Below are 19269 nucleotides of genomic sequence, written 5' to 3'. Positions count from 1 at the left end.
GCGTTTGGCCGTAGCCATCAGGAAGAACATCATCAGCACCGTCCTGCATCCTCCCGACGATGGCCGCTCGGGAACCAAGCCGCGACGAGTGACTCCAATGCTCGTACCGTTTGGTCAACATAATGGGCCGTTATCGGCGTTGGGCTGCCGGCTCCTTGCCTCCGGGGTAGCCGCACGGTGCCGGCCTTGCTATGTGTGGCCCGACGCTGGAGCGAGCTGGTCAAGGTAATAGTTCTTCGGCCAGTGCCTGATCCGTTGCGGAAGCAGCGGATAAACCCTGGCCAACAGACTTATCGTGCATTTGAAACACAGACGGTGCCGCTGGTTCCACGGCAGCCGGAAGTCCTTCCGAAGCCGGCGCGGCAGGAGCCCTGCCGTGATCAGGCGCGCCAGCGGCATGACCAGGCGCATCACGACCGGTCCGGCTGACGGATAAAGCAGGTCACGTGCAACGCGCACCGCGACCTCGTCGGCTTCCAGTCCGGCCAGGGTGCGGTTCCAGTATTCACGGAAGGCCGCCCTGTCAGCCGGCCACATTTTCTCCGGCAGCTGCAGGGCAGTGCCGATCCTGGCGTACTCGCGGTAGACAACATCGGCCGAGGCCTCGTCGAGCGGGCCGTGGATCTTCTCGTGGACCGTGACCATTGTGTCGTACAGGGTTGCCACCACCCAGAGCTGGGTTTCGGCGTCGAAGGCGTTGTACCCCCTCGAGGCGGCGTCCGGCTGGCGGCGGACACGGGCATGGGCCCGGTTCACGGCACGCCTGACGGCGGCCACCTGGCCCGAGGTGCCGTAGACCACGGCGTACACGTAGCTCATCGTGCTGCGGAGCCTGTCCAGGGGGCGCTCGGAGAAGTTGCTGTGTTCAGCGATGGCATGACCGATGGCAGGATGGGCGATCTGCAGCAGCACGGCGCGCCCCGCGCCGGCAAGCAAGACACCCTCCGCCCCGATGTCGGCAAGTCCACGAACCATTCAGACACTATACCCGAGCGGTTTTCCGGGGCTGTGGCAGGTCCGGATGGCCCCGGCAGGGCGTTCTCATGCCTGGCCCCGGTTCACTGCCGGCAAGGCCCGTACCCGGATGGGCGTCCGCCGGTGCGGCCGCGGCTGCCGGGCTGTTATTGGCGTCTGTGCAGGTGTAAAAAGGACCGTTTGTGACCTGCAGCGTTGATTTGTGTGCTGGTCGTTTCAGTTGGTATCAGAAACCAGGTGCTAAACCATTACGGCCATTCTGGACCGCGAGGATGGGTTCTGACCCTGTGGGGTCCACACATTGGCGAAGTGTGGTGCCCGATCCGCCTGTATAGGGACCAGACAGAACATCCGCTCCCTAGGCCATCACATATCAAGCCCTCTGATGTCCTCGGGCGAGGATGCGGCCGCGCAGGCGGTGAAGGTGCGGCATGATGCCGTAAATCACGATGGGAACCGCAATAGTGGCGAGCACGAAGGTGCGCAGGACAGGATGCAGCATTTCCAGCCAGTGCCCGAAGGCAAGGTTGATGATGGTCAGTGTGGGGAAGACGGCCAGCCAGATCATCAGCGCGAGCTGGTGTTTCGTTGGTGGTGTGGGGCGGTGGGTCGCGGTGGATGCGGACATCGGTACTCCAGGAGTGTCTATGGGCGGAATGGGCGGGCAGTGTGTCGAAGTTTCTTGTCAGATGCCGAGGTTGAAGTTGTGGACGGCGTCTCGGACGTCGGCTTCAATGAGGTCGGCGTTGATTGCCATGGCGGAGGCGGATCCTTCGCCGGCTGCGGTGATGACTTGGGCCCGCGGGTTGGACACGTTGCCCGCTACCCAGAGGCCGGGAACAGTGGTGAGGCCGGTACTGTCCTTGACGGGCCAGCCTGTTTCGTCAGTCTGGCAGCCGATGCCGGTCAGAAGGTCGTTGTTCGGGAGGAAGCGCGGCGGCACGAACAACGCGTCACGGCGGACGATGCGGCCGTCATCCAGTTCCACTCCGAGGAGGCGGTCATTCTCTACAACGACCCGCTTCACGGTGCCTTCGACTATCCGGATGGCCCGGGCTAGCAGCTCGGAGCGCTGGGGAACGGTTAGGGACCCGGCCGGTACGAACAAGACCAAATCTTGGGTCCATTGTCGAACGATCTGTGCGTAGCGTACGGCCTCGGGGGAGCTATCAATGACTCCAAGCTGCTGGTCGCGGACCTCGTATCCATGGCAGTACGGACAATGCAGAACATCGCGTGCCCACCGGTCGCTGAGGCCTTCAATGTCGGGCAGTTCATCGCGCAGGCCGGTGGCCACGAGCAGGCGCCGTGCGGCAACACGTTGGCCGCCGGAGAGCAGCACTTGGAACCGGTCTTGTCCGCAGCGGATCAGTTCCGTGACAGTTCCCTCAAGGACCTCTGCACCGTAGCCCTTCACCTCGGCCCTGCCGATGGCAAGGAGCTCGGCTGGCGGTAGACCGTCTTGAGATAAGAATCCGTGCATCCGTGAAGCCGGGGCGTTCCGCGGAGCACCCGAATCAACCACTAGAACCCTGCGGCGGGCTCGGGATAGAACCAGTGCTGCCGACAATCCGGCGGCACTGCCGCCAATGATTACTGCGTCATAATTGCTCATAACCCTAGAGTGCCCACGCACTCCGGGCCTGCCAACGAACGTTGCTGTTTCCGGGAATGCAGAGGTGCGGTGGGTCCTGCGGGTGATTGGATGGGTTTTGTGGATGACCAGACAACTGCGATTGAGGCAACACTTGACCACATTGGCGCCCGACTGAAGCAACTGCGCACCCGGCGCGGTGTCACCTTGACCAGCCTTTCCGCGGCCACTGGTATATCCAAGAGCACGCTTTCCCGGCTTGAGACAGGGCAGCGGCGTGCGAGCCTGGAACTCCTCCTTCCCCTGGCGTTAGCGTTTCACGTTCCGTTGGATGAGCTGGTCGGCGCCCCGGAGGTCGGGGACCCGCGCATCCGCCTGAAGCCAGCCAACGCCAATGGACGTACCGTGATCCCGCTGACCCGCCAGCCTGGAGGGATGCAGGCGTGGAAAATCATCATTCCCACCTCCAAATCCACCCCGGAACTGAAAACCCATGAGGGATACGAATGGCTGTACGTCCTCTCGGGCCGTATGCGGCTTGTCCTTGGAGATCATGACCTGGTTTTAGGCCCTGGAGAGGTAGCTGAATTCGACACTCACGTACCTCACTGGTTCGGCAGCACAGGGGAACGGCCGGCGGAAGTTCTCAGTGTGTTTGGCGGGCAGGGCGAGCGGATGCACGTCCGCGCTAAGTCCACAAGAGATAAAGCCTAGTAACGCGCACGAAAACGCGACAGGCCGCTCGTGAAAATTCAGATCCAACGTGGGACCCGCCAGGAACGTCATCATTATGAGTTGTAGAAGCTAGATCCGCCCTTTCGCTTGCGACGGTCCAGCGATCGAGTCCCGGTGCGGGTTGTCAAAGCAAACTGATTCCACCTCAGCGACTTGGTAAGTCTCTGTGCCGAGGTCGAGCATTCCCGCACGGCCATAGTTGCTCGTGTTGGATCATCACTTACCATCCCTCCGGCATGGATGACGTGGCCCGCCCGTTGAGGCTTGCGATGAATCGCCCGGCGGGGAGTACCTGGCGATGCCCACAGAGCGTTGCCATCCACCTTCCGATTGTGAGCATCGTGCGGGTCTTGCCGTCCCAGTTTTGGCAACAAAACTTAACCGCGTCTTCGCGGCAGCGCACCCTCTGTATATGAGCTTCACACCTGTGCAGCTCATAGAACTAGGAGAATGCCATGACATCCCCTGCAACAACTGAGCCCAACCCAGACGCGGCATCCGCCACGTCGACCAGCCAAACGTTTTCCCTCCCCCGTCTCTACCTGCTGCGTGCGGGTTACCTGTTCATGGCCCTCGGCCTGGCAGTCACCCGGTGGCCGCTCCTGATCGGGCATGACTCGTCCTTGGTGCTGATGGAAGGTGTGGTGTTGTGCATGCTCGTTGCGCTGTCGCTGCTGTTCTTCCTAGGTGTCCGCTACCCGGTGCAGATGATCCCGCTCCTGCTGTTTGAGCTGGTGTGGAAGGTGATTTGGCTAAGCACAGTAGCGCTGCCGCTCTGGCTCGCCGGTGACGACCTCAACGGCGCCACCGCCAGTGTGGCCATCAACTGCTCTTTGCTCGTGATTGTCCTCGTCATCCTTCCCTGGCCGTACCTGGTCCGGCAGTACGTGACCAAGCGTGGTGACCGCTGGCTGCCAGCCGGCAGGGCCGGAACACGATGAGTAACTTCACGGTGGATGCAGTAAATGACCTAACGGGTAAACGAGCCGTCCTCACCGGTGCCAACAGCCGATTTGGACTGCAGGCCGCCGTCGGGTTGGCAGGTAGTGGCCGCGACGTGGTCCTAGCTTGTCGAAACGAGCAGCATGGGCACGAAGCCGAACGGCGGGTCAGCTCACTACGGGAAACGGACGGGTGAACATGCGTGTGCTGGACCTTGCCAGCCTCGGATCCGTCCCGGGACTTCGCGGCCGGGCTCACCGGGCCGATCCACATCCTCATCAACAACGCCGGAGTCATGGCAACTCCGAGGGCCACGACTGCGGATGGGTTCGAACTCCAGCTCGGTACCAACCACCTCGGCCACTTCGCCCTGACAGGTCTCTTGCTGCCCAACCTGCAGGAGGCGGGGTCGGGCCCGCGTTGTCACGTTCTCCAGCCTCGCCCATAAGCGCGGACGCATTAATTTCGACGACCTCCAGTCGACACGCGGCTACCGCCGGTGGGACTCCTATGGACAGAGTAAGATCGCCAACCTGTATTTCATGATGGAGCTCGACCGCCGGGCACGCGCCGCTGGTTCGGACCTGACGTCCGTGACCGCCCACCCTGGCCCGGCCAGTACGAACCTGACGGCGGGTATGCAGCCATCAACCATGCTCGATTTCTTCAGCGGCTTCATCAAGCTGATGAGCCAGTCCGGCGCTGCCGGTGCCTTGTCGACCCTGTATGCCGCAACGCACCCGGATATCAGGGCGGGGAGTTTCACGGTCCTTCCGGGCCGGGCGAGATCCGTGGTGCACCCACTCTCGTAAGACCTGTTAGACGCGTGCTGGACCGCAACATAGCCGTTCGGCTTTGGAACAGAAGCGTCGAGCTGGCCGGCATCGACTACGCACCCTTCCAATCTGTGAAAACTCGACCTGAGTAGTGGACCGCCAACCAACCAACAAAGCGACCTCGAGAGGAGCCGCTCTTGACTCTCTTCGAAGCAATCGAGACGGGCTTCACCAACTACGCAGAGTTTTCCGGTCGAGCATCCCGATCTGAGTTTGGGTGGTGGATTTTGTTCACCCCGCTCGTCAGCTCGGTCCTAAGCGTCGTCCCGCTTCCGTTGCCCAGTACCCGGATGGGTCGATGGGGCTATGAACCAGCATGATGTGTAAGACCGCTACGAGAGCTCCTTCCAAGGCTTGTATAAAAATCTTGTCTAGCCTTGCCGCCGTCACAGTTGTTTTTCCGGCGGTCTTCAACAGTCTGCCCGTTCGCAGCATGAAGAAGTTTATGGAAGCTGTCTCCAGGGCTTACCCGGCCGCCGGATCTGCCTGCGAATCACTGGAGCATGCCCGCCAGTACCGCACGTTGTTAGACCACCCAGCAGGGGCTCCCGTGTCGAACTGGGTTAGCTTCAGAACGGAAGATGGAAGGGGATTCCGCATTATCTTCTCCGGAGATAAGAGCCGATCGGGTGGCATTCCCGAAGGGTCTGAGGCGGTTACATTTCCATTTCTGAATGAAGCAGACTGAATTTTCGACGTACCTTTTATCCCTTACACGAATCAAGCACTTCGTGACCTGACTGGCGTCTTGTTCAACGAGTTGCTTGGAAAGGTTGACGGCCGGCCGCCCGAAAGTTGATGTGGCAACAGCAACTTGCCACTTGCAAATCACGGTAGCCGGCGCAGGTAAGGCACGGTGTCGATGTCGCATATCGACGGGCGGGCACAGATACCGTGAACTTATGAGACTCACGTGGGTTGCCTCCATACGTGGGCTGAGATGGAACGGGGCGGGGAGCGCGACGCAGAGCGGTGAGGGTGGCCTATTTGTTATCCGGCGGCGGTACGAAGGGTGCTGCTGATTTGCTCGGCCGAGTTCCGGACGGCCGTGATGATCTCTTGGCGTTCTTCGGCGTCCACGCGGCTGCCCAGGGCCACCACGCTTAAACCGGCGGCGACCTCTCCGCGCGGATCGAAAATGGGGGCGGCAATGCCGAGGGCGTCGGCGTCGACCTCTGCGTGGGTCATCGCGTACCCGGCCGCGCGAATCTCATGCAGCCGGGCCAAGAGATCTTCCGGCTCAGACAGGGTGCGTTCGGTGAATCGGGGCCGTTCAATGGCGTCGAACAGCTCGCGGGCCTGGGCGTCGTCCAGCCATGCGAGCAGGACCAGCGCCGAAGCGCCAGCCGTCAGGGGCAGCTGGCTACCGCGCTCATAGGAGATGCGCAGCAGCCGACCCAGGGGTGCCTCACGCTCGAGGCATACGACGGAAGTTCCGGCCCGTCGCGTGAGCAGTACCGCCTCTCCGAATCGATCGCATAGCGCACGCATCTGAGGCAGTGCCACCTCGGAGAGCCCATAGCCTTGTCGGGCCACGCGCGCCAATTCGAGGATCCGGAGTCCCAATCGGAAGCCTCCGGCGGGCGACTCTTCGAGGAAACCGCGCGAAACCAGTGACTCGAGGTACCGGTAGGCCGTAGACCGGGCCACCGACAGTGCTGCGGCCACCTCCACGGCGGAAACCGAGAGCTTCGCCTCGTTGAACATCTCGAGGATGGTCAGTGCGCGGTCCGCTGTGCTGTTGCGATCTCGATATCCGCTGGTGGAAGCCTGTAAACTCATGTGCCTCAGCTTATCGATAGGCCGATCCGTGATCGGAAGCGTGAACGTCGCCCGGTTTCACTGGGCACGGCCCTGCGGCCTGGTGCCGTTCGTATCAGCTAGCAGGCCGCGGGACGTCCCTATAGGGCTTCGGCGACGACCTTGTTGGTTACCCGACCGATGCCCTCGATCTCGACGGTGACCGTGTCGCCGTTGCGCAGGAAAATCTGCGGGTCGCGGCGATAGCCGACGCCGGAGGGGGTGCCGGTGAGGATCACGTCGCCGGGCTCGAGGCGGGTGAACTCCGAGACGGTCGCGATCAACCGTGGGATGCTGAAAATCAAGTGCGAAAGGTCGGACTTCTGTACGACCTGACCATTGAGCGTGGTGCTGATGCTCGCGGAGGTGAGGTCGACCTCCTCCGGCGTCACGACGTAAGGGCCGATCGGGGTGGAGTTGTCCCAAGCCTTGCCCTGCATCCACTGGTGCGTCTTGTACTGGTAGTCGCGCATGGTCACGTCATTGCAGACCGCATAGCCCAGCACGTGTTCCAGCGCGTCCTCTTCGCTGATGCGGCGGCCGGCCCTGCCGATGACGACGGCGAGTTCGCCTTCGTAGTCGGCCTGCTCCGCCTCGGGAGGCAGCACGATGTCGTCGGTCGGGCCGATGAAGCTGGAGGCGTATTTGGGAAACATTACGGGGTAGGTGGGCAGGTCCCGCCTGGTTTCCTCGATATGCGCCTTGTAGTTCAGCCCGACGCAGACGATCCGTGCGGCCGCGGGGGAGGCTGGCCGCAACCGCACCGCGTGGACGGCAACTTGCTCGCCGTCCAGCCGCGCCGCCCCGCGCAGGGCCTCGAGGGGGGTGTTCGGGCCGATCTCCGTGATGCCGTCGAGTGGAACCAGGAAGTTGCCCTGGACCTCACCGACCCGCAGGCGGCCGTCGTGTTCGTAGTTTGCGTATGCCATGAGAGTTCCTTGCTTTCCGTGGGAATGATCAATTGGGCTGGCTGACCTTGCGCCAGTTCGGCAGTTGGCCGCCCCAGAGGTTTACGCTGTTGGGGATCGATTTCCAACGACGCGGCACGTAGGTGACGCGGTCGTCGTAGAACTTCTCCATCTCGGCGGACAGCTCGATGTGGTTGCCGGCTGGGTCGTCGAAGAATACGAAGAGGTTGTTGCCCGGACCGTGGCGTCCCGGGCCCCAGGCCACGTCCACGTTCAGTTCGGTGAGGCGGTCGCACCAGGCCTTGAAGTCCTGCCACCCCGCAAGGTCGTAGGAGTAGTGGTCGATGTCCCCGCCCGCGCCGACGTACACGACGGCGAGGGTGTGGTGGTCTTTGTCCGAGCGCAGCCAGCAGAACTTTCCGTCCTGGAGCTGGTCGGAGATGCGGAAACCAACCACGTCGGTGTAAAAGGAGACCAAGCGGGCGACGTCGCCGGTGCCCAGCGTGGTGTGCTGGAACTTGATCGGACGGCGGCCGGTGTCGGCGGTGTTTTCTCCCTGGCGCTGGACTTGGGTGTGGAAGTGGACCTCGGTGCCGTCCGGATCGGTAACGGCGATGCCTTCGGGCTTGCCCAGTGGGGCGGTTATGTAGGAGGCGTCGAGCTCGCGCAAATCGTGGCCTGCGGTCTCGAGGCGTTCGCGGATGCCGGCCAGACCGCCCGCATCGCGGACCTCGAAGCCGTAGTAGGCCAGCCCCTTGGGGCCTTCGACAAGGTCGAGGACGTGGTGGCCGCTGCCCCAGCCGAGCCGGACGCCGTCGGGCAGCTCCGCGTGGCGGATCAGGCCGAGGACCCGGCCGTAGAAGGCTTCGGCCGCCTCGACGTCGGGGACACGGAAACCGATGTGGGAGACCGCGGTTTCACCCAGGGCGCCGGCAGCGCCCTTTTCCTCGAGGATGACTCGTGCTGGACGTTCCATGGTATTTCCTTCGTCAATCGGTGGGTTCAGTAGGTTCTAGCGGGCAGCGGTAGGAAGTAGCGGGCCAGACAGCTGCAGCGAGGCGGTTTTGTCCAGGACGGCGGGCAGCTCGGCTGGGGCGAACACCGCGGAGGTGAAGCGGTCCGGGCGGACGAGTACAAAGTACCCCCGGTAGTCTTCGAATTCGCGGTAGAGCGAACCATCCAAGTCGATTAGCAGGCCGTCGACGTCGGCCTCACGCGGCTGGATGTCGTCGAATGGGATGTACCAGCGCGAAGCGCCGAAACGCCGCGCCAGTTGGTTGGCATCCGTCCAGTCCCCGGGGACCACGTCGACGCCGAACAGCACCCAGCCGTCGCCAACGATGCGGTCCATCCGCGCGGTGGTCCGCGAGCTGGTGTCGAAGACCAGCGGCTGGCCGATGGCGCGTCCGGCGTTCTCCGTGACCGTCAGCTCCGAGTCGAACTGAGCGACGGGGCGGTAGCGCATTTCCTCGAAGAAGGCCCGGCCTTCATTGCTAGCGAGTGACTTACGGATGATCTTGTCACGGTGGCGTGCCAGCCGCTCGGATGTGCTCATCACGACGCTGCCCAAGCGGACGGACTGCGCGATGATCGCCCCGGCGTGGGGCTTGCGCTCAGGCTCATAGCTGTCGAGAATGCTGTCCGGCGCCTTGCCTTGGATGACCTCAGCGACCTTCCACGTCAGGTTCGCGGCGTCGCGGATTCCCGAGTTCAGGCCTTGGCCGGCAAACGGCGGCATCATGTGGGCCGCGTCGCCCAGCACGAAGAACCTGCCTGCGCGGTAGCGGTCAGCGTTGACAGCGTTGAAACGGTAGTTGATGGCGCGCTGGACTTGCTGAGGTTCGATGTCGCGGTACGGGGCCACCAGCTTCTTGATCATTTCGAAGTCCGGGGCATGGCCCGGTTCTCCTTCGCCGTCGAAGAGGCGGAATTCGTAGCGGCAGCGGCCGTTCAAACCTGGAACGATCACGTGCGGGCGGTTCGGGTCGCCGTGGTGCATCCCGTAGCGCTCGGTGTGCGGATCCTCGAGGGTGTCAGCCACCAGCCAGACGTCCGAATAGCTACGACCGGACATGGCGTTGTCCATCACAAGTTCTCGGACGATCGATCGGCCCCCGTCTGCGCCGAGGACATAGCGGGCGGCGATGGTCTCGGTACCGGCCGGGCCTGCGGCGGTCAAATAGGCGAAGGCATCGTCCTGCTCTACGTGCGTGACCTTGGTGTTGTACTGCAACGTGACCAGATTGTGGTTGATCAGGCCCTTGGCTAGAACCCTTTCAAGGTCGGGCTGCGCAAAGGGGTTCTTGAAGGGGTGGCCCAAACGGTAGGGGATCGCGCTGCGGGCCTGGAACATCGGACGGTTGTCGGCGTCGTAATAACGGGTTCCGGTTCCCGGCACAATAATGCTGGAAATTTCGTGGTCGATGCCTGCCTGCTGGTAGGTGCGCAAGGCCTCGTCATCGATGCTGATTGCCTTCGGCTCCTCGCTGGTACCGGAGCGCATTTCCAGGACCATCACGGCGATTCCGCGTGCGGCCAGCAGTGCAGCCGCCGTCATCCCGACCGGCCCCGCTCCAACTACCACTGCATCCGTGCAGCGTGCCACGTGGCGTTCGTTCATCTGGATGTCCTCTCTCGACCTGTAAGGACAGCATAAGAGGCATTTGTCCTATTCTCAAGGGCGTATGCCCTGACAAGTAGGATACGGGCGGGTCTTTGCGGTAAATTTCAAAGGACTTCTGCAGTTGATCACCTTGCCGGAGCTTCTCGAGAGAATCGACATTTTACTTAAGAATGCATTCCGCCCATGATTGTGGAGTAGCATCGGCATGCAGCTTTGCCTGCCAACACACCCTTCCGCACCGTCCAACTGACCTGCCGGACCGGACTCTCAGGAGCACCATGACCGCCATCTTCCTTGACAGGGCCGCATCCATCGTCGGAGAAGAGAATGTAGTCCGACCGGGGGGCGAGAGGGCATACGCTGACCCATTCCCTCTGCACTCCGGCCGCGATGCGGTCCCTGGCGTGCGCCCCGGAAGCGTCGAAGAGGTCCAAGAGGTCGTCCGTCTTGCCAACGAGACGAGTACCTTGCTATGGACGGTTTCCCGAGGCAAGAACCTGGGCTATGGGGGGTCGGCACCCCGCACCCAGGATCAGGTCGTCCTGGACCTGAGCAGGATGGACGCCATCCACCAGGTAGACCCGGAGTTGGCCTACGCGGTCATCGAGCCCGGCGTGACATTCTTCAACCTCTTCGATCACATCCAGGAGAACAAGCTTCCCCTGTTCGTCTCAGTGCCAGCCCTGGGTTGGGGGTCCGTTCTCGGCAACGCGTTGGACCGCGGCTACGGCATGTCTCCGTATGGAGACCACGTCCAGCAGCTGTGCGGGCTGGAGGTCGTCCTGCCGGACGGGTCTCTACTCCGCACCGGCATGTGGGCACTGGAGGATAGCCCGTTGGCCAATGTCTTCAAGGGCGGTTTTGGACCCAACATCGACCAGCTGTTCACCCAGTCCGGCCTCGGGATCGTCGTGCGCGCAGGCCTCTGGCTCATGCCCTGGCCCGAGGTTTTCGCATCCGGTGACATCAACGTAGACCGGGTGGAGGATCTTCCCCAGCTGATTGACACCATCGCTGATCTACGCCGACGCGAGGTTTTCCAGAACAACTGCCTGGTCGGCAACGTGGTTCGTGCCGGGACTATGCAGGGCCCTCGGTCCTCCTGGTATGAGGGCAAAGGATCCATCCCGGACGATGTCGTGGAACAGATGCGCGACAAGATGGGCATCGGCCACTGGAACGCCCGTTTCGCCCTCTACGGGGATCCGGGCATGGTTCGCGAACGGCTGCGTATCATCGAGGCTGCCTTCGACGGTCCCGGATTCAATGTGCAGGCACGTATCTATGAAGGCAAGGACGGCCAGCCGGTCACCTACGACGACATCGACACGAAGGACCAGACCACGATGGCCGGAGTCCCGTCGCTGAAGGCCTACGACACCCTCGGCTGGTATGCCGAGGACGGCGGCCACATCGACATCGCACCCCTTCTGCCCGCTCGCGGCGACGCGGTAATGGAGTTCTACAACGTGGTCAAGGCTCTTTACACTAAGTACGGCTTCGATCTCTACATCGGCTACCATATCTATGCCAGGCATCTAGTACATGTCACCATGATTTTCTTCGAGAATGGCAACGAGGAGCAGCTGGCTCGGGCGCGCGCACTGTACGAGGAGGTCCGGCAGGCCGCGGCTCGCCGCGGTTACACCCCCTACCGGGGCCACATCGACAATATGGACGACATCGCCGCCGAGTTCTCCTTCAATGACCATGCGGTCCTGCGCTTCCAGGAGACCCTGAAGGATGCCTTGGATCCCAATGGAGTCGTAAATCCCGGCAAACAGGGCGTTTGGCCGGCTCGGCTGCGCGAGCAGCGCTGAGTCGGCGACACGAGAGGAGAGCACCCTGAACGATCGCACAGGCTCGATGTCGGGCTTTAGGGTGTGTCTCCTAAATGTGATGAGTTAGCTGGAACGCTTGGAAGCGTGTCACGTTTTCGAGGTTTTCACTGAGGGGCAATGGACCCGTATCGAACCGATACCCCCGCCTTCGGACGGGCAGCGGGGCAGGCCTTTCCGGATCACCGTTAGATCGTTTGAGGTATCATCTACCGGTACCGGTGCGGGATCGCCTGGCCGATCTACGGCCTGCGTTCGGCCCGTCGCAGACGGTGAGGGAACGTGACAGGCGGTTCAGCCGAGACGGCAACATACTCTTGCCCCAGCACACCCCGGTGCGTCCCACGACGAATCGCATGCGAGGCCGGTCACCAAGGCCTGAACTCGGTCGAGGACGCTGCCTCGACCCGAGGGACAATACCAGCCGAAGATTGTTCAGGGCATACCAAGAACGTAACGGGGGTGGCTACGAGCACGCGGGGTTCTTTGTCGAATTGGCCAAGCCACACCCACGGGTATAACGCACTGCCGGGCGATAATATACACACGTGTCAGTTGTAACCCTTTTGCGTAATTTGAAGTATATTGCAGTCATGGCTCGAAGCGGCAATTCCGAAACACTAAGCACCGGCTTACGCGACCGGCTACGCAAAGACATCCTGGCCGGGCGCTGGCTCCCGGGGCAGAACCTGCAGCTGATGCCCCTATCTAAGCATTATGAGACCTCCAGCACCGTCGTGCGGGAAGCTCTAACTCGACTCTCTGGAGACCGACTGGTGGAGCTCAAGCCGAACCGTGGCTTCTTCGTTCCCCAGATCTCGCTCGATGAGCTGCGGGACTTCAACGAGCTGAGGTGCCGCGCCGAGGAGTTCGGCATCCAGCTCGCCATCGAACGCGGCGACCTGCACTGGGAGTCTGAAGTCTTCGCCGCCCATCATATGCTGGAGCGCATTCCACGCTTCTCGGACGGGATCCTGGAGCTAAACCCCGAGTGGGTCGAGGCCCATGACAACTTCCACAAGAAGATGCTTTCGGCGTGTGGGCTGCCCGTACTGATCGACCTGACCTCCGTGCTGGCCGATGAGAACTCCCTGCACCGACGCTGGTCGGCGCCTTCACAAAAGTCGGCGAGCCGCGACATGGACCAGGAGCACCGAGACATCCTGCAGGCCGTGGTGGATCGGGACGCCCAGTTAGCAGGACGGCTACTGCGAGAGCACTACACGAAGTCCATGAATAACATCCTCGAGGTGGGGTTCCTTCCGGAGGCACAGCGAATACCCCAGTCTGACAGTTTGTTGGATGTGACGCAGGCCTCGGCTTGATGGTGCATTCTTGTCATCCTCATCATCATGCTCTAGAGAGACACCGTCCGTGCCTGAACCCGTGATCGGCGGAAGGAAACGCGGCATGAATATCGCTCGTCAGCACGCCATCGATGCCGGATATCTGCTGATCAGCGACACACCGCTGATGCTGGCGTCTAGCACGGCTTCGCCGTCACTGGGGCGGAGGCTTCATCTTTGAGCTCTACATCGATCCGGCATGCACCGAAGTCCCTCCTAGCAGCCATGCGCCGGGCCTTCGGCCACGTCAAGCCGCATGCGAAGGGCCTGCAACCCATGCTCTCCTTCGTGGATACGTTGAACCCAGAATCGGCACATAATCGGGGATGACTTCCATTCTTCCTGTCTGCCACGTAGGCATTAAGGGGTCGAATCGATCAGGGCAAGGGCAGGATGTACATTAGGTCACGTCCAGTCGGTTGCCGACTTAGGTCGCCTAGGGTGATCGCCGGCACAAGCACAGACCCTGCCTGCTGACGTGTCCGATGCCCACAGTGCCATGCACAACATCGGCCCACAGTGAGTCGAGCGCGCCGACGCTTTCGTGGAGCTCTACACGGACTTGGACCACATCTACGACTACGACGAGGAGCCCCCGCCCATCTATCTGGCCGGCCGACGACCGGGCCTAGGCCAGGAAGTGATCGATCTAGATCTCACTGAGTCTCGCTCGCATGGCATCGTCCGGTCAACGAGGCCATCACGGTCAGGTGAGATGGCTGCTCACACTGAAGACAACCTCCTCACCTGCCCGCATCGCACCTGTTCTGACGGCCGATCTCACGCCCCGACGGAAGCGTCCGGAGCCAGGTTGCTACTTGCGGAGACGGGTCAGGATGCGCCCGCGGGCGTCATGGAACCGCGGGTCCGCCTTGGTGGCGACTTGATCGCGGTGCGTGCCGAATCCGGTCTCGATCACATCCACGATGGTCGCCGGATTCTCGGCGATGACGATCACCCTGTCAGCCAGATAGATGGCCTCGTCCACGTCGTGAGTGACGAGCATAATCGTCACCCCGAGCTTCTCCCGGAGGTCGATCACCAGATCTTCGAGGTCGAAGCGTGTCTGCGCATCGACGGAGGCGAACGGCTCATCCATCAGCAACACCTTGGCGTTGTACGCCAGTGCCCGGGCGATGGCCACACGCTGCTGCATACCACCGGACATCTCCCACGGGTACTTGTCCCCCTGGCCTCCCAGCCCCACGGCATTCAGGGCCTCGTCTGCAGCCTTGTTGCGCGAGGGCTTCTTCTGGCCACGCCCCTGCAGCGGGAAGGCGATGTTGTCGCGGGTGGTCATCCAGGGCATCAGGGATCGAGAGTAGTCTTGGAAGACCACTGCCACATCACGGTGCGGTCCCTCGAGGGGACCCCCGCTCACCAGAACTTGACCGGCCTTGGGCTTAAGCAGCCCAGACAGGCCTTTGAGCAGAGTGGTTTTGCCGACGCCGGACGGGCCGACGATCGAGACGAACTCCCCGTTGCCGACAGTGAGGCTCAGGTCATCGATAATGCGCTTCTCGTCAGCACCCTCCCCGTAGCCCAATGAGAGATCTGTGACGCGCAGCAGGACATCTCCGTTGATGCTTGTCAGCGTACCGGTTTGGACGCTTTCGGTGTTAGACATGATTCAGACTCCTTGTAAAAGACGTCGTAAAAGACGTGGGGCGCATCAGTGGGCGCCGGATTTGTAATACCAGGCCAGTATCTGCTTATCGATCAGGCTGAAGCCGATCACGAGGATGTAGCCGATGACACCCACCAGCAGTGCCCCACTCCAAGTCTCCGGGATCTGGAAAGTGCTGGAGGCGTTCAGGATGTAGAAGCCCAGCCCGACGTTTGAGGCAAAGAGCTCGCTCACTACCATGACGACAATGCCGATTGGCAGGGCGACGCGGATGCCGGCGATGATTTGTGGCATGGCACCGGGCAGCACCACGCGACGGTAGTAGAGCATCCGCGGGATACCGAAGACGCGGGACACCCGTCGCGCCCCGACCTCCACGCCCAAACTTCCATCGATCGCGTTCAGCAGGATCGGCCAGACGCAGGCGAAGGCCACGGCGTAGATCTTTGAGGTAGAGCCCAACCCGAAGATGCCGATGATCAGCGGAACCAAGGCTGACTGTGGCACGGAGCGCACGAAGTGGATGTAGGGGTCGAGGATCAGCCGTAGTCGTTTTGTCTCGCCCAGGATGAGCCCTAGCGGCACGCCCGCCACCACCGCGATGAACAGGCCGATCGCCAGGTTGGAGAGACTCACGCTCATGGCCTGCAGCAGTACACCGTTGGTAAGATCCCGGACCATCACGTCGAGGATCCGCGAGAGCGGGGGAATGAAGAGGTTGGTGCTGTTCGCCGAGCCGAACCACCAGAGGACGATCAGTAGGACGGGCAGCCAGAGCCACCACAACGTGTTTGTCAGAGTTCTCATGTGACGCTCCCGGACGGTTCGAGCTCAATGCATCGGAGATTATCGAAGGGGACGGATGTGCAGGTCGCAGAGGGATCAGTCATCACTCTGCCTGTTCCATCGGAGCAGGCGATCTTCCGCCCGGCCGAGCAAAGAGGCCACGAGCCAGCCGAAGATGCCCGCGAAGAACAAGTAGGCGAACGCGTTATCCCAGCGCTCTGCCTCTTGGGCCAGGGTGATTAGTCGTCCCAACCCTGGCACCTGGGTCAGGACCTCGACACCGACCGCGGCCAGGATCGCGATGGATGCTGAGATGCGCACGCCGGTGGCGATGAACGGCATGGCTGCCGGCAGCAACACTCTGCGGAACCACAAACCCCTCGGAATCTGGAAGATCTTCGCGGTGGAAACGATGCCAGGATCCAGTCGTCGTGATCCGAGGATCGACTGCACCAACACGGGCCAGACCGCGGCCAGCACCACCATGGTGATCTCCATGTTCGTCGTGGCACCCAGCAACAGCATCATCACCGGCATAAGCGCGATGGTCGGGAAGGCGCGGCCGAACTCAACGATCATCGAGGTTGAGCGGTCTAACGGACGGATCGTGCCGATCAGCAGTCCCAAGACGATGCCGATCGCACAGGAGATTAGCCAGCCCGCCGACGCGGCGAAGAGCGTGTGGCCGAAGCCGCTCCAGAAGTTCGACGTAGTGACCACGGTGAAGATGGAGGTCAGGATCTCGGGGATGCCGGGGGTGATCTTGGGCAGGATCCCGCTCATCACGGCGAACTGCCAGATGAGCAGGATCACTGCCAGGGCGATCACCCGCTGGAGGGTCAGCGTCCAGTCGATCCTGGGTTGGCGGCTGAGCGCCAGCGGAGTGGTTGTCGTTGTAGCCATATGTCACATCTCCGCTTAGGTGCGCGGAGCTCCTTCCCACAAGATCTCGTCCACGCTCTTGGGGTTGGAGACCATGCCGAACTCCTCCAAAGCGTCAGTTGTGTTCTGTGACACCTCTGGGTCGATCGCTGACCGCTGTTCGACCAGCGGGCTCTTGACATCTTCAATGGAGTTTCCGGTCACCTCGCTGCGCACCTCGTAGACGGCGTCCACGTTCGCATCGTCGTTGTAAAATTCCACAGCCTTGGCCATGGCTTCATTGAACTTCTCGGCGGTCTCCCCATTCTCCTGTAGCCATGCGTCTGTGACTGCCCACAGCGTGATGCCGAGCCCGGCGCGATACTCGCGGGAGGGATTGGCGATCACCTGAAACGAGTCATCAGAGATGACCTGGTTGTAGAAGCTGTCCGACGGGAAGATGGCATCCACCTGGGAACTCGACAGCGAGGTACGCATCGAGGCATAGGGCAGTGCGACCTGCTCGACGCTGTCCAGGTTCACGCCAGCGTCAGTGAGAGCCTGCAGTACCGGGACGTTGCCTCCGGAACCGAGAGAGTTGAAGGCGATCGTCTTGCCTTCCAAGTCGGACAGGTCGGTGATGCCGCTGTCCTTGCGCACAACGACTCCGGAGGTGTCGACCGCATCCGAGATGAGACCCGCACCGGAGATCAGCTTGACAGGCAGGTCCTCAGCGGTAGCGGTCACGGCCGCGTCCCAAGAGACCGTGCTGACGTCAGCCGATCCTCCTACGAGCTGGCTCAGGTTGTCCTGGGCCGTGCCACCGGGGCGGATATCCACGTCCAGGCCGACCTCATCGAAGTAGCCCTCCTGTTCGGCGATGTACAGCGGCTCGTAGTTGATGGGTGCATGCAGCACGGTGATCGTCTCCGCCTCGGCGGACTCAGCGGACTCAGCGGCGTCGCCGCCGCCGCAGGCTGTGACCGCCATGACACTTGTGCACGCCATGGCAAGAGCGGCCCAACGGGGCAGCATACGGGTCATCTTCTTCATGCGCCTTTACTCCTCATTCGAATCTGGCTCGATATGACACTCTAAGGGGAAGAATGCATAAACCACACCATAACGTAAATGAGACCTATTGCACAGCACTTTTCGTGAGGCACGTCATAGTGCGTGCTGTGGGCGATAGCAAAAAGTGGGTAATCGAAGCGGCCTGCTTCGCGTGACGGTGGACAGAGCGAGGTTTGGCGTGCGGTAAAGACGCCGGGTGGGGTAGCGCTTGAGGCAGCGGGTCTCACACTAGATCTTGCCTTCGGCCTTCCGGCGCTCGGCATAGGCTCGGGTTGCTGGATCGTAGACCATTCTGGCGACGGTGGCCATGTGCGGAGCGCTGTTGAGGTGCCTGACGCTCCCCCAATCCAGCCCGTGCCGGACCGTGTTCCCGGACGAGGCGGGGATGGGATTTGCACCGACTGACGAGGGTGGCGAATGCGGCCTGGGAACTGACCTAGTAGATGGGATCATGTGGTGCAGACCACTGCGCCGGTGATCGGGCGGAGGCCGGTTTCCTCCGGCAGGGCTGCAGCGGGACTGGCGCCCAGGAGCTTGATGGTACGTGTCTCGTTGTCCTTGAGTTCTGTGTCAAGGGCAACGATGTGCTTGACGAGACGGACCGACTCCGAAGGGGCGGTCGCTTTAGCCGGGTCCTTTTCACGTCTGCGCCAGTGCGAGCTCTCCACGAACTGGCTTTCTGCCAAGGGCATGCGGGTGTCGACACTGCGCAGGAGGGTGATGAGGGCGTTGGCCTTCGCTGTGTGCTCCACCTTCATCTATTCCTTGGAGGCCACGAAAACGCTGATGAGGCTCGAACTCCTTCGTCCTGGCGCGGGATGCGCAGCTGGGAATCCTCAAGCGGCAGGGTAGCGACAGCGATTGCAGCCACGTCCAGCGGATCAGATTTCCCGGCATCGCGCCGGGCCCTGGCGTACACCCTGACCCTGGGAGCCTCCACAACCGGGTAGTCGGATCGTATGGCGGTGCCGGCGAGCAGCGCGCCGTAACTGCAGGCCGATGACGAGTGGGCTAGTTGTGGGCAATAGTGGTCATCGTGATAAAAGGTTCCTTCCGCGCGAACGGGTAGATCCTTCTGGCCGCGGTACGGTCGGTGTCTCCCGGGCGAAGGTCAGTCCGAGGCACTCTTGTGATGGGTCACAGTCCCGAATCAGGTCTGGGCAGCCTTCTGATCAAGCTGTCGGTGTGGGCCGAGCAGGCGCCGGCGGCCATCCCCAAAAAGGGCAATTCGGATCCAAGGCCCGCCAACGGGCAGGGGTGTTGAGCCAGAGTCAAGAAGAGGCGGCCAGTACCTACTCTGCCAGCGGGTTCCGGAGCCATATCA

Annotated in this window: 17 protein-coding genes and 1 pseudogene; 5 read left to right on the top strand and 13 right to left on the bottom strand. The window is 61.9% G+C overall.

The window, feature by feature from the left end:
- Positions 1 to 189: 189 nt before the first annotated feature.
- The 3 genes from AC4D1W_RS13160 to AC4D1W_RS13150 form a co-directional block, all read right to left on the bottom strand.
- Positions 190 to 975 (bottom strand): oxygenase MpaB family protein, encoded by a 786-nt coding sequence (locus tag AC4D1W_RS13160; RefSeq protein WP_490899036.1) that lies wholly within the window; start codon positions 973 to 975, stop codon positions 190 to 192.
- Between the two features lie 373 nt (positions 976 to 1348).
- A complete protein-coding gene (locus AC4D1W_RS13155) occupies positions 1349 to 1603 on the bottom strand; it encodes a putative antibiotic biosynthesis monooxygenase (protein WP_490899035.1) in 255 nt (84 codons plus the stop codon).
- A gap of 57 nt (positions 1604 to 1660) precedes the next feature.
- Positions 1661 to 2590 (bottom strand): NAD(P)/FAD-dependent oxidoreductase, encoded by a 930-nt coding sequence (locus AC4D1W_RS13150; RefSeq protein WP_490899034.1) that lies wholly within the window; start codon positions 2588 to 2590, stop codon positions 1661 to 1663.
- A gap of 90 nt (positions 2591 to 2680) precedes the next feature.
- Between AC4D1W_RS13150 and AC4D1W_RS13145 the strand changes: the two genes are divergently transcribed.
- The 3 genes from AC4D1W_RS13145 to AC4D1W_RS13135 all read left to right on the top strand — a co-directional run bounded on the left by AC4D1W_RS13145 (position 2681) and on the right by AC4D1W_RS13135 (position 5058).
- Complete coding sequence (locus AC4D1W_RS13145) at positions 2681 to 3283, top strand: helix-turn-helix domain-containing protein (RefSeq protein WP_490899033.1); 603 nt, start codon at positions 2681 to 2683, stop codon at positions 3281 to 3283.
- Positions 3284 to 3759: 476 nt separating this feature from the next.
- Positions 3760 to 4245 (top strand): hypothetical protein, encoded by a 486-nt coding sequence (locus tag AC4D1W_RS13140; RefSeq protein WP_490899032.1) that lies wholly within the window; start codon positions 3760 to 3762, stop codon positions 4243 to 4245.
- Positions 4246 to 4788: 543 nt separating this feature from the next.
- Positions 4789 to 5058 carry a hypothetical protein gene (locus tag AC4D1W_RS13135; RefSeq protein WP_490899031.1) on the top strand — a complete coding sequence of 90 codons (270 nt, stop codon included), beginning with the start codon at positions 4789 to 4791 and terminating at the stop codon, positions 5056 to 5058.
- 1014 nt (positions 5059 to 6072) lie between these two features.
- Here the strand turns inward: AC4D1W_RS13135 and AC4D1W_RS13130 are convergent.
- The 5 genes and pseudogenes from AC4D1W_RS13130 to AC4D1W_RS13110 form a co-directional block, all read right to left on the bottom strand.
- The gene (locus AC4D1W_RS13130; RefSeq protein ID WP_490899030.1) at positions 6073 to 6864 is read right to left on the bottom strand and encodes an IclR family transcriptional regulator; all 792 of its coding nucleotides are present in this window, start codon (positions 6862 to 6864) and stop codon (positions 6073 to 6075) included.
- A 119-nt stretch (positions 6865 to 6983) separates the two neighbouring features.
- A complete protein-coding gene (locus AC4D1W_RS13125) occupies positions 6984 to 7811 on the bottom strand; it encodes a fumarylacetoacetate hydrolase family protein (protein WP_490899029.1) in 828 nt (275 codons plus the stop codon).
- A 28-nt stretch (positions 7812 to 7839) separates the two neighbouring features.
- A complete protein-coding gene (locus AC4D1W_RS13120) occupies positions 7840 to 8766 on the bottom strand; it encodes a VOC family protein (protein WP_490899028.1) in 927 nt (308 codons plus the stop codon).
- A gap of 36 nt (positions 8767 to 8802) precedes the next feature.
- Positions 8803 to 9255: a hypothetical protein gene (locus AC4D1W_RS13115; RefSeq protein ID WP_490899145.1), complete on the bottom strand. Its 453-nt coding sequence runs from the start codon at positions 9253 to 9255 to the stop codon at positions 8803 to 8805.
- Between the two features lie 126 nt (positions 9256 to 9381).
- Positions 9382 to 10410 (bottom strand): annotated as a pseudogene (locus tag AC4D1W_RS13110) (FAD-dependent monooxygenase); the annotation flags it as partial.
- 281 nt (positions 10411 to 10691) lie between these two features.
- On the opposite strand from AC4D1W_RS13110, the gene AC4D1W_RS13105 reads away from it, so the two are divergent.
- Both AC4D1W_RS13105 and AC4D1W_RS13100 read left to right on the top strand, forming a co-directional pair.
- The gene (locus AC4D1W_RS13105; protein WP_490899027.1) at positions 10692 to 12233 is read left to right on the top strand and encodes an FAD-binding oxidoreductase; all 1542 of its coding nucleotides are present in this window, start codon (positions 10692 to 10694) and stop codon (positions 12231 to 12233) included.
- Between the two features lie 566 nt (positions 12234 to 12799).
- Positions 12800 to 13576, top strand: coding sequence for a GntR family transcriptional regulator (locus AC4D1W_RS13100; protein WP_490899026.1), 777 nt, complete (start codon positions 12800 to 12802; stop codon positions 13574 to 13576).
- An 835-nt stretch (positions 13577 to 14411) separates the two neighbouring features.
- Here AC4D1W_RS13100 and AC4D1W_RS13095 read toward each other — a convergent pair.
- The 5 genes from AC4D1W_RS13095 to AC4D1W_RS13075 all read right to left on the bottom strand — a co-directional run bounded on the left by AC4D1W_RS13095 (position 14412) and on the right by AC4D1W_RS13075 (position 18703).
- Positions 14412 to 15224, bottom strand: a complete 813-nt coding sequence (locus AC4D1W_RS13095; protein WP_490899025.1) for an ABC transporter ATP-binding protein — start codon at positions 15222 to 15224, stop codon at positions 14412 to 14414.
- 45 nt (positions 15225 to 15269) lie between these two features.
- Positions 15270 to 16031 carry an ABC transporter permease gene (locus tag AC4D1W_RS13090; RefSeq protein ID WP_490899024.1) on the bottom strand — a complete coding sequence of 254 codons (762 nt, stop codon included), beginning with the start codon at positions 16029 to 16031 and terminating at the stop codon, positions 15270 to 15272.
- A gap of 75 nt (positions 16032 to 16106) precedes the next feature.
- Positions 16107 to 16913 (bottom strand): ABC transporter permease, encoded by an 807-nt coding sequence (locus AC4D1W_RS13085; protein ID WP_490899023.1) that lies wholly within the window; start codon positions 16911 to 16913, stop codon positions 16107 to 16109.
- Positions 16914 to 16928: 15 nt separating this feature from the next.
- Complete coding sequence (locus AC4D1W_RS13080) at positions 16929 to 17924, bottom strand: ABC transporter substrate-binding protein (RefSeq protein ID WP_490899022.1); 996 nt, start codon at positions 17922 to 17924, stop codon at positions 16929 to 16931.
- Positions 17925 to 18394: 470 nt separating this feature from the next.
- Positions 18395 to 18703, bottom strand: a complete 309-nt coding sequence (locus AC4D1W_RS13075) for a hypothetical protein (protein WP_490899021.1) — start codon at positions 18701 to 18703, stop codon at positions 18395 to 18397.
- Positions 18704 to 19269: the final 566 nt, after the last annotated feature.

The sequence above is a fragment of the Arthrobacter sp. TJ-170 genome (genome assembly GCF_058269305.1).
Note: the sequence above shows the minus strand (reverse complement) of the source record. Positions and strands in the feature narration are given on the sequence as shown.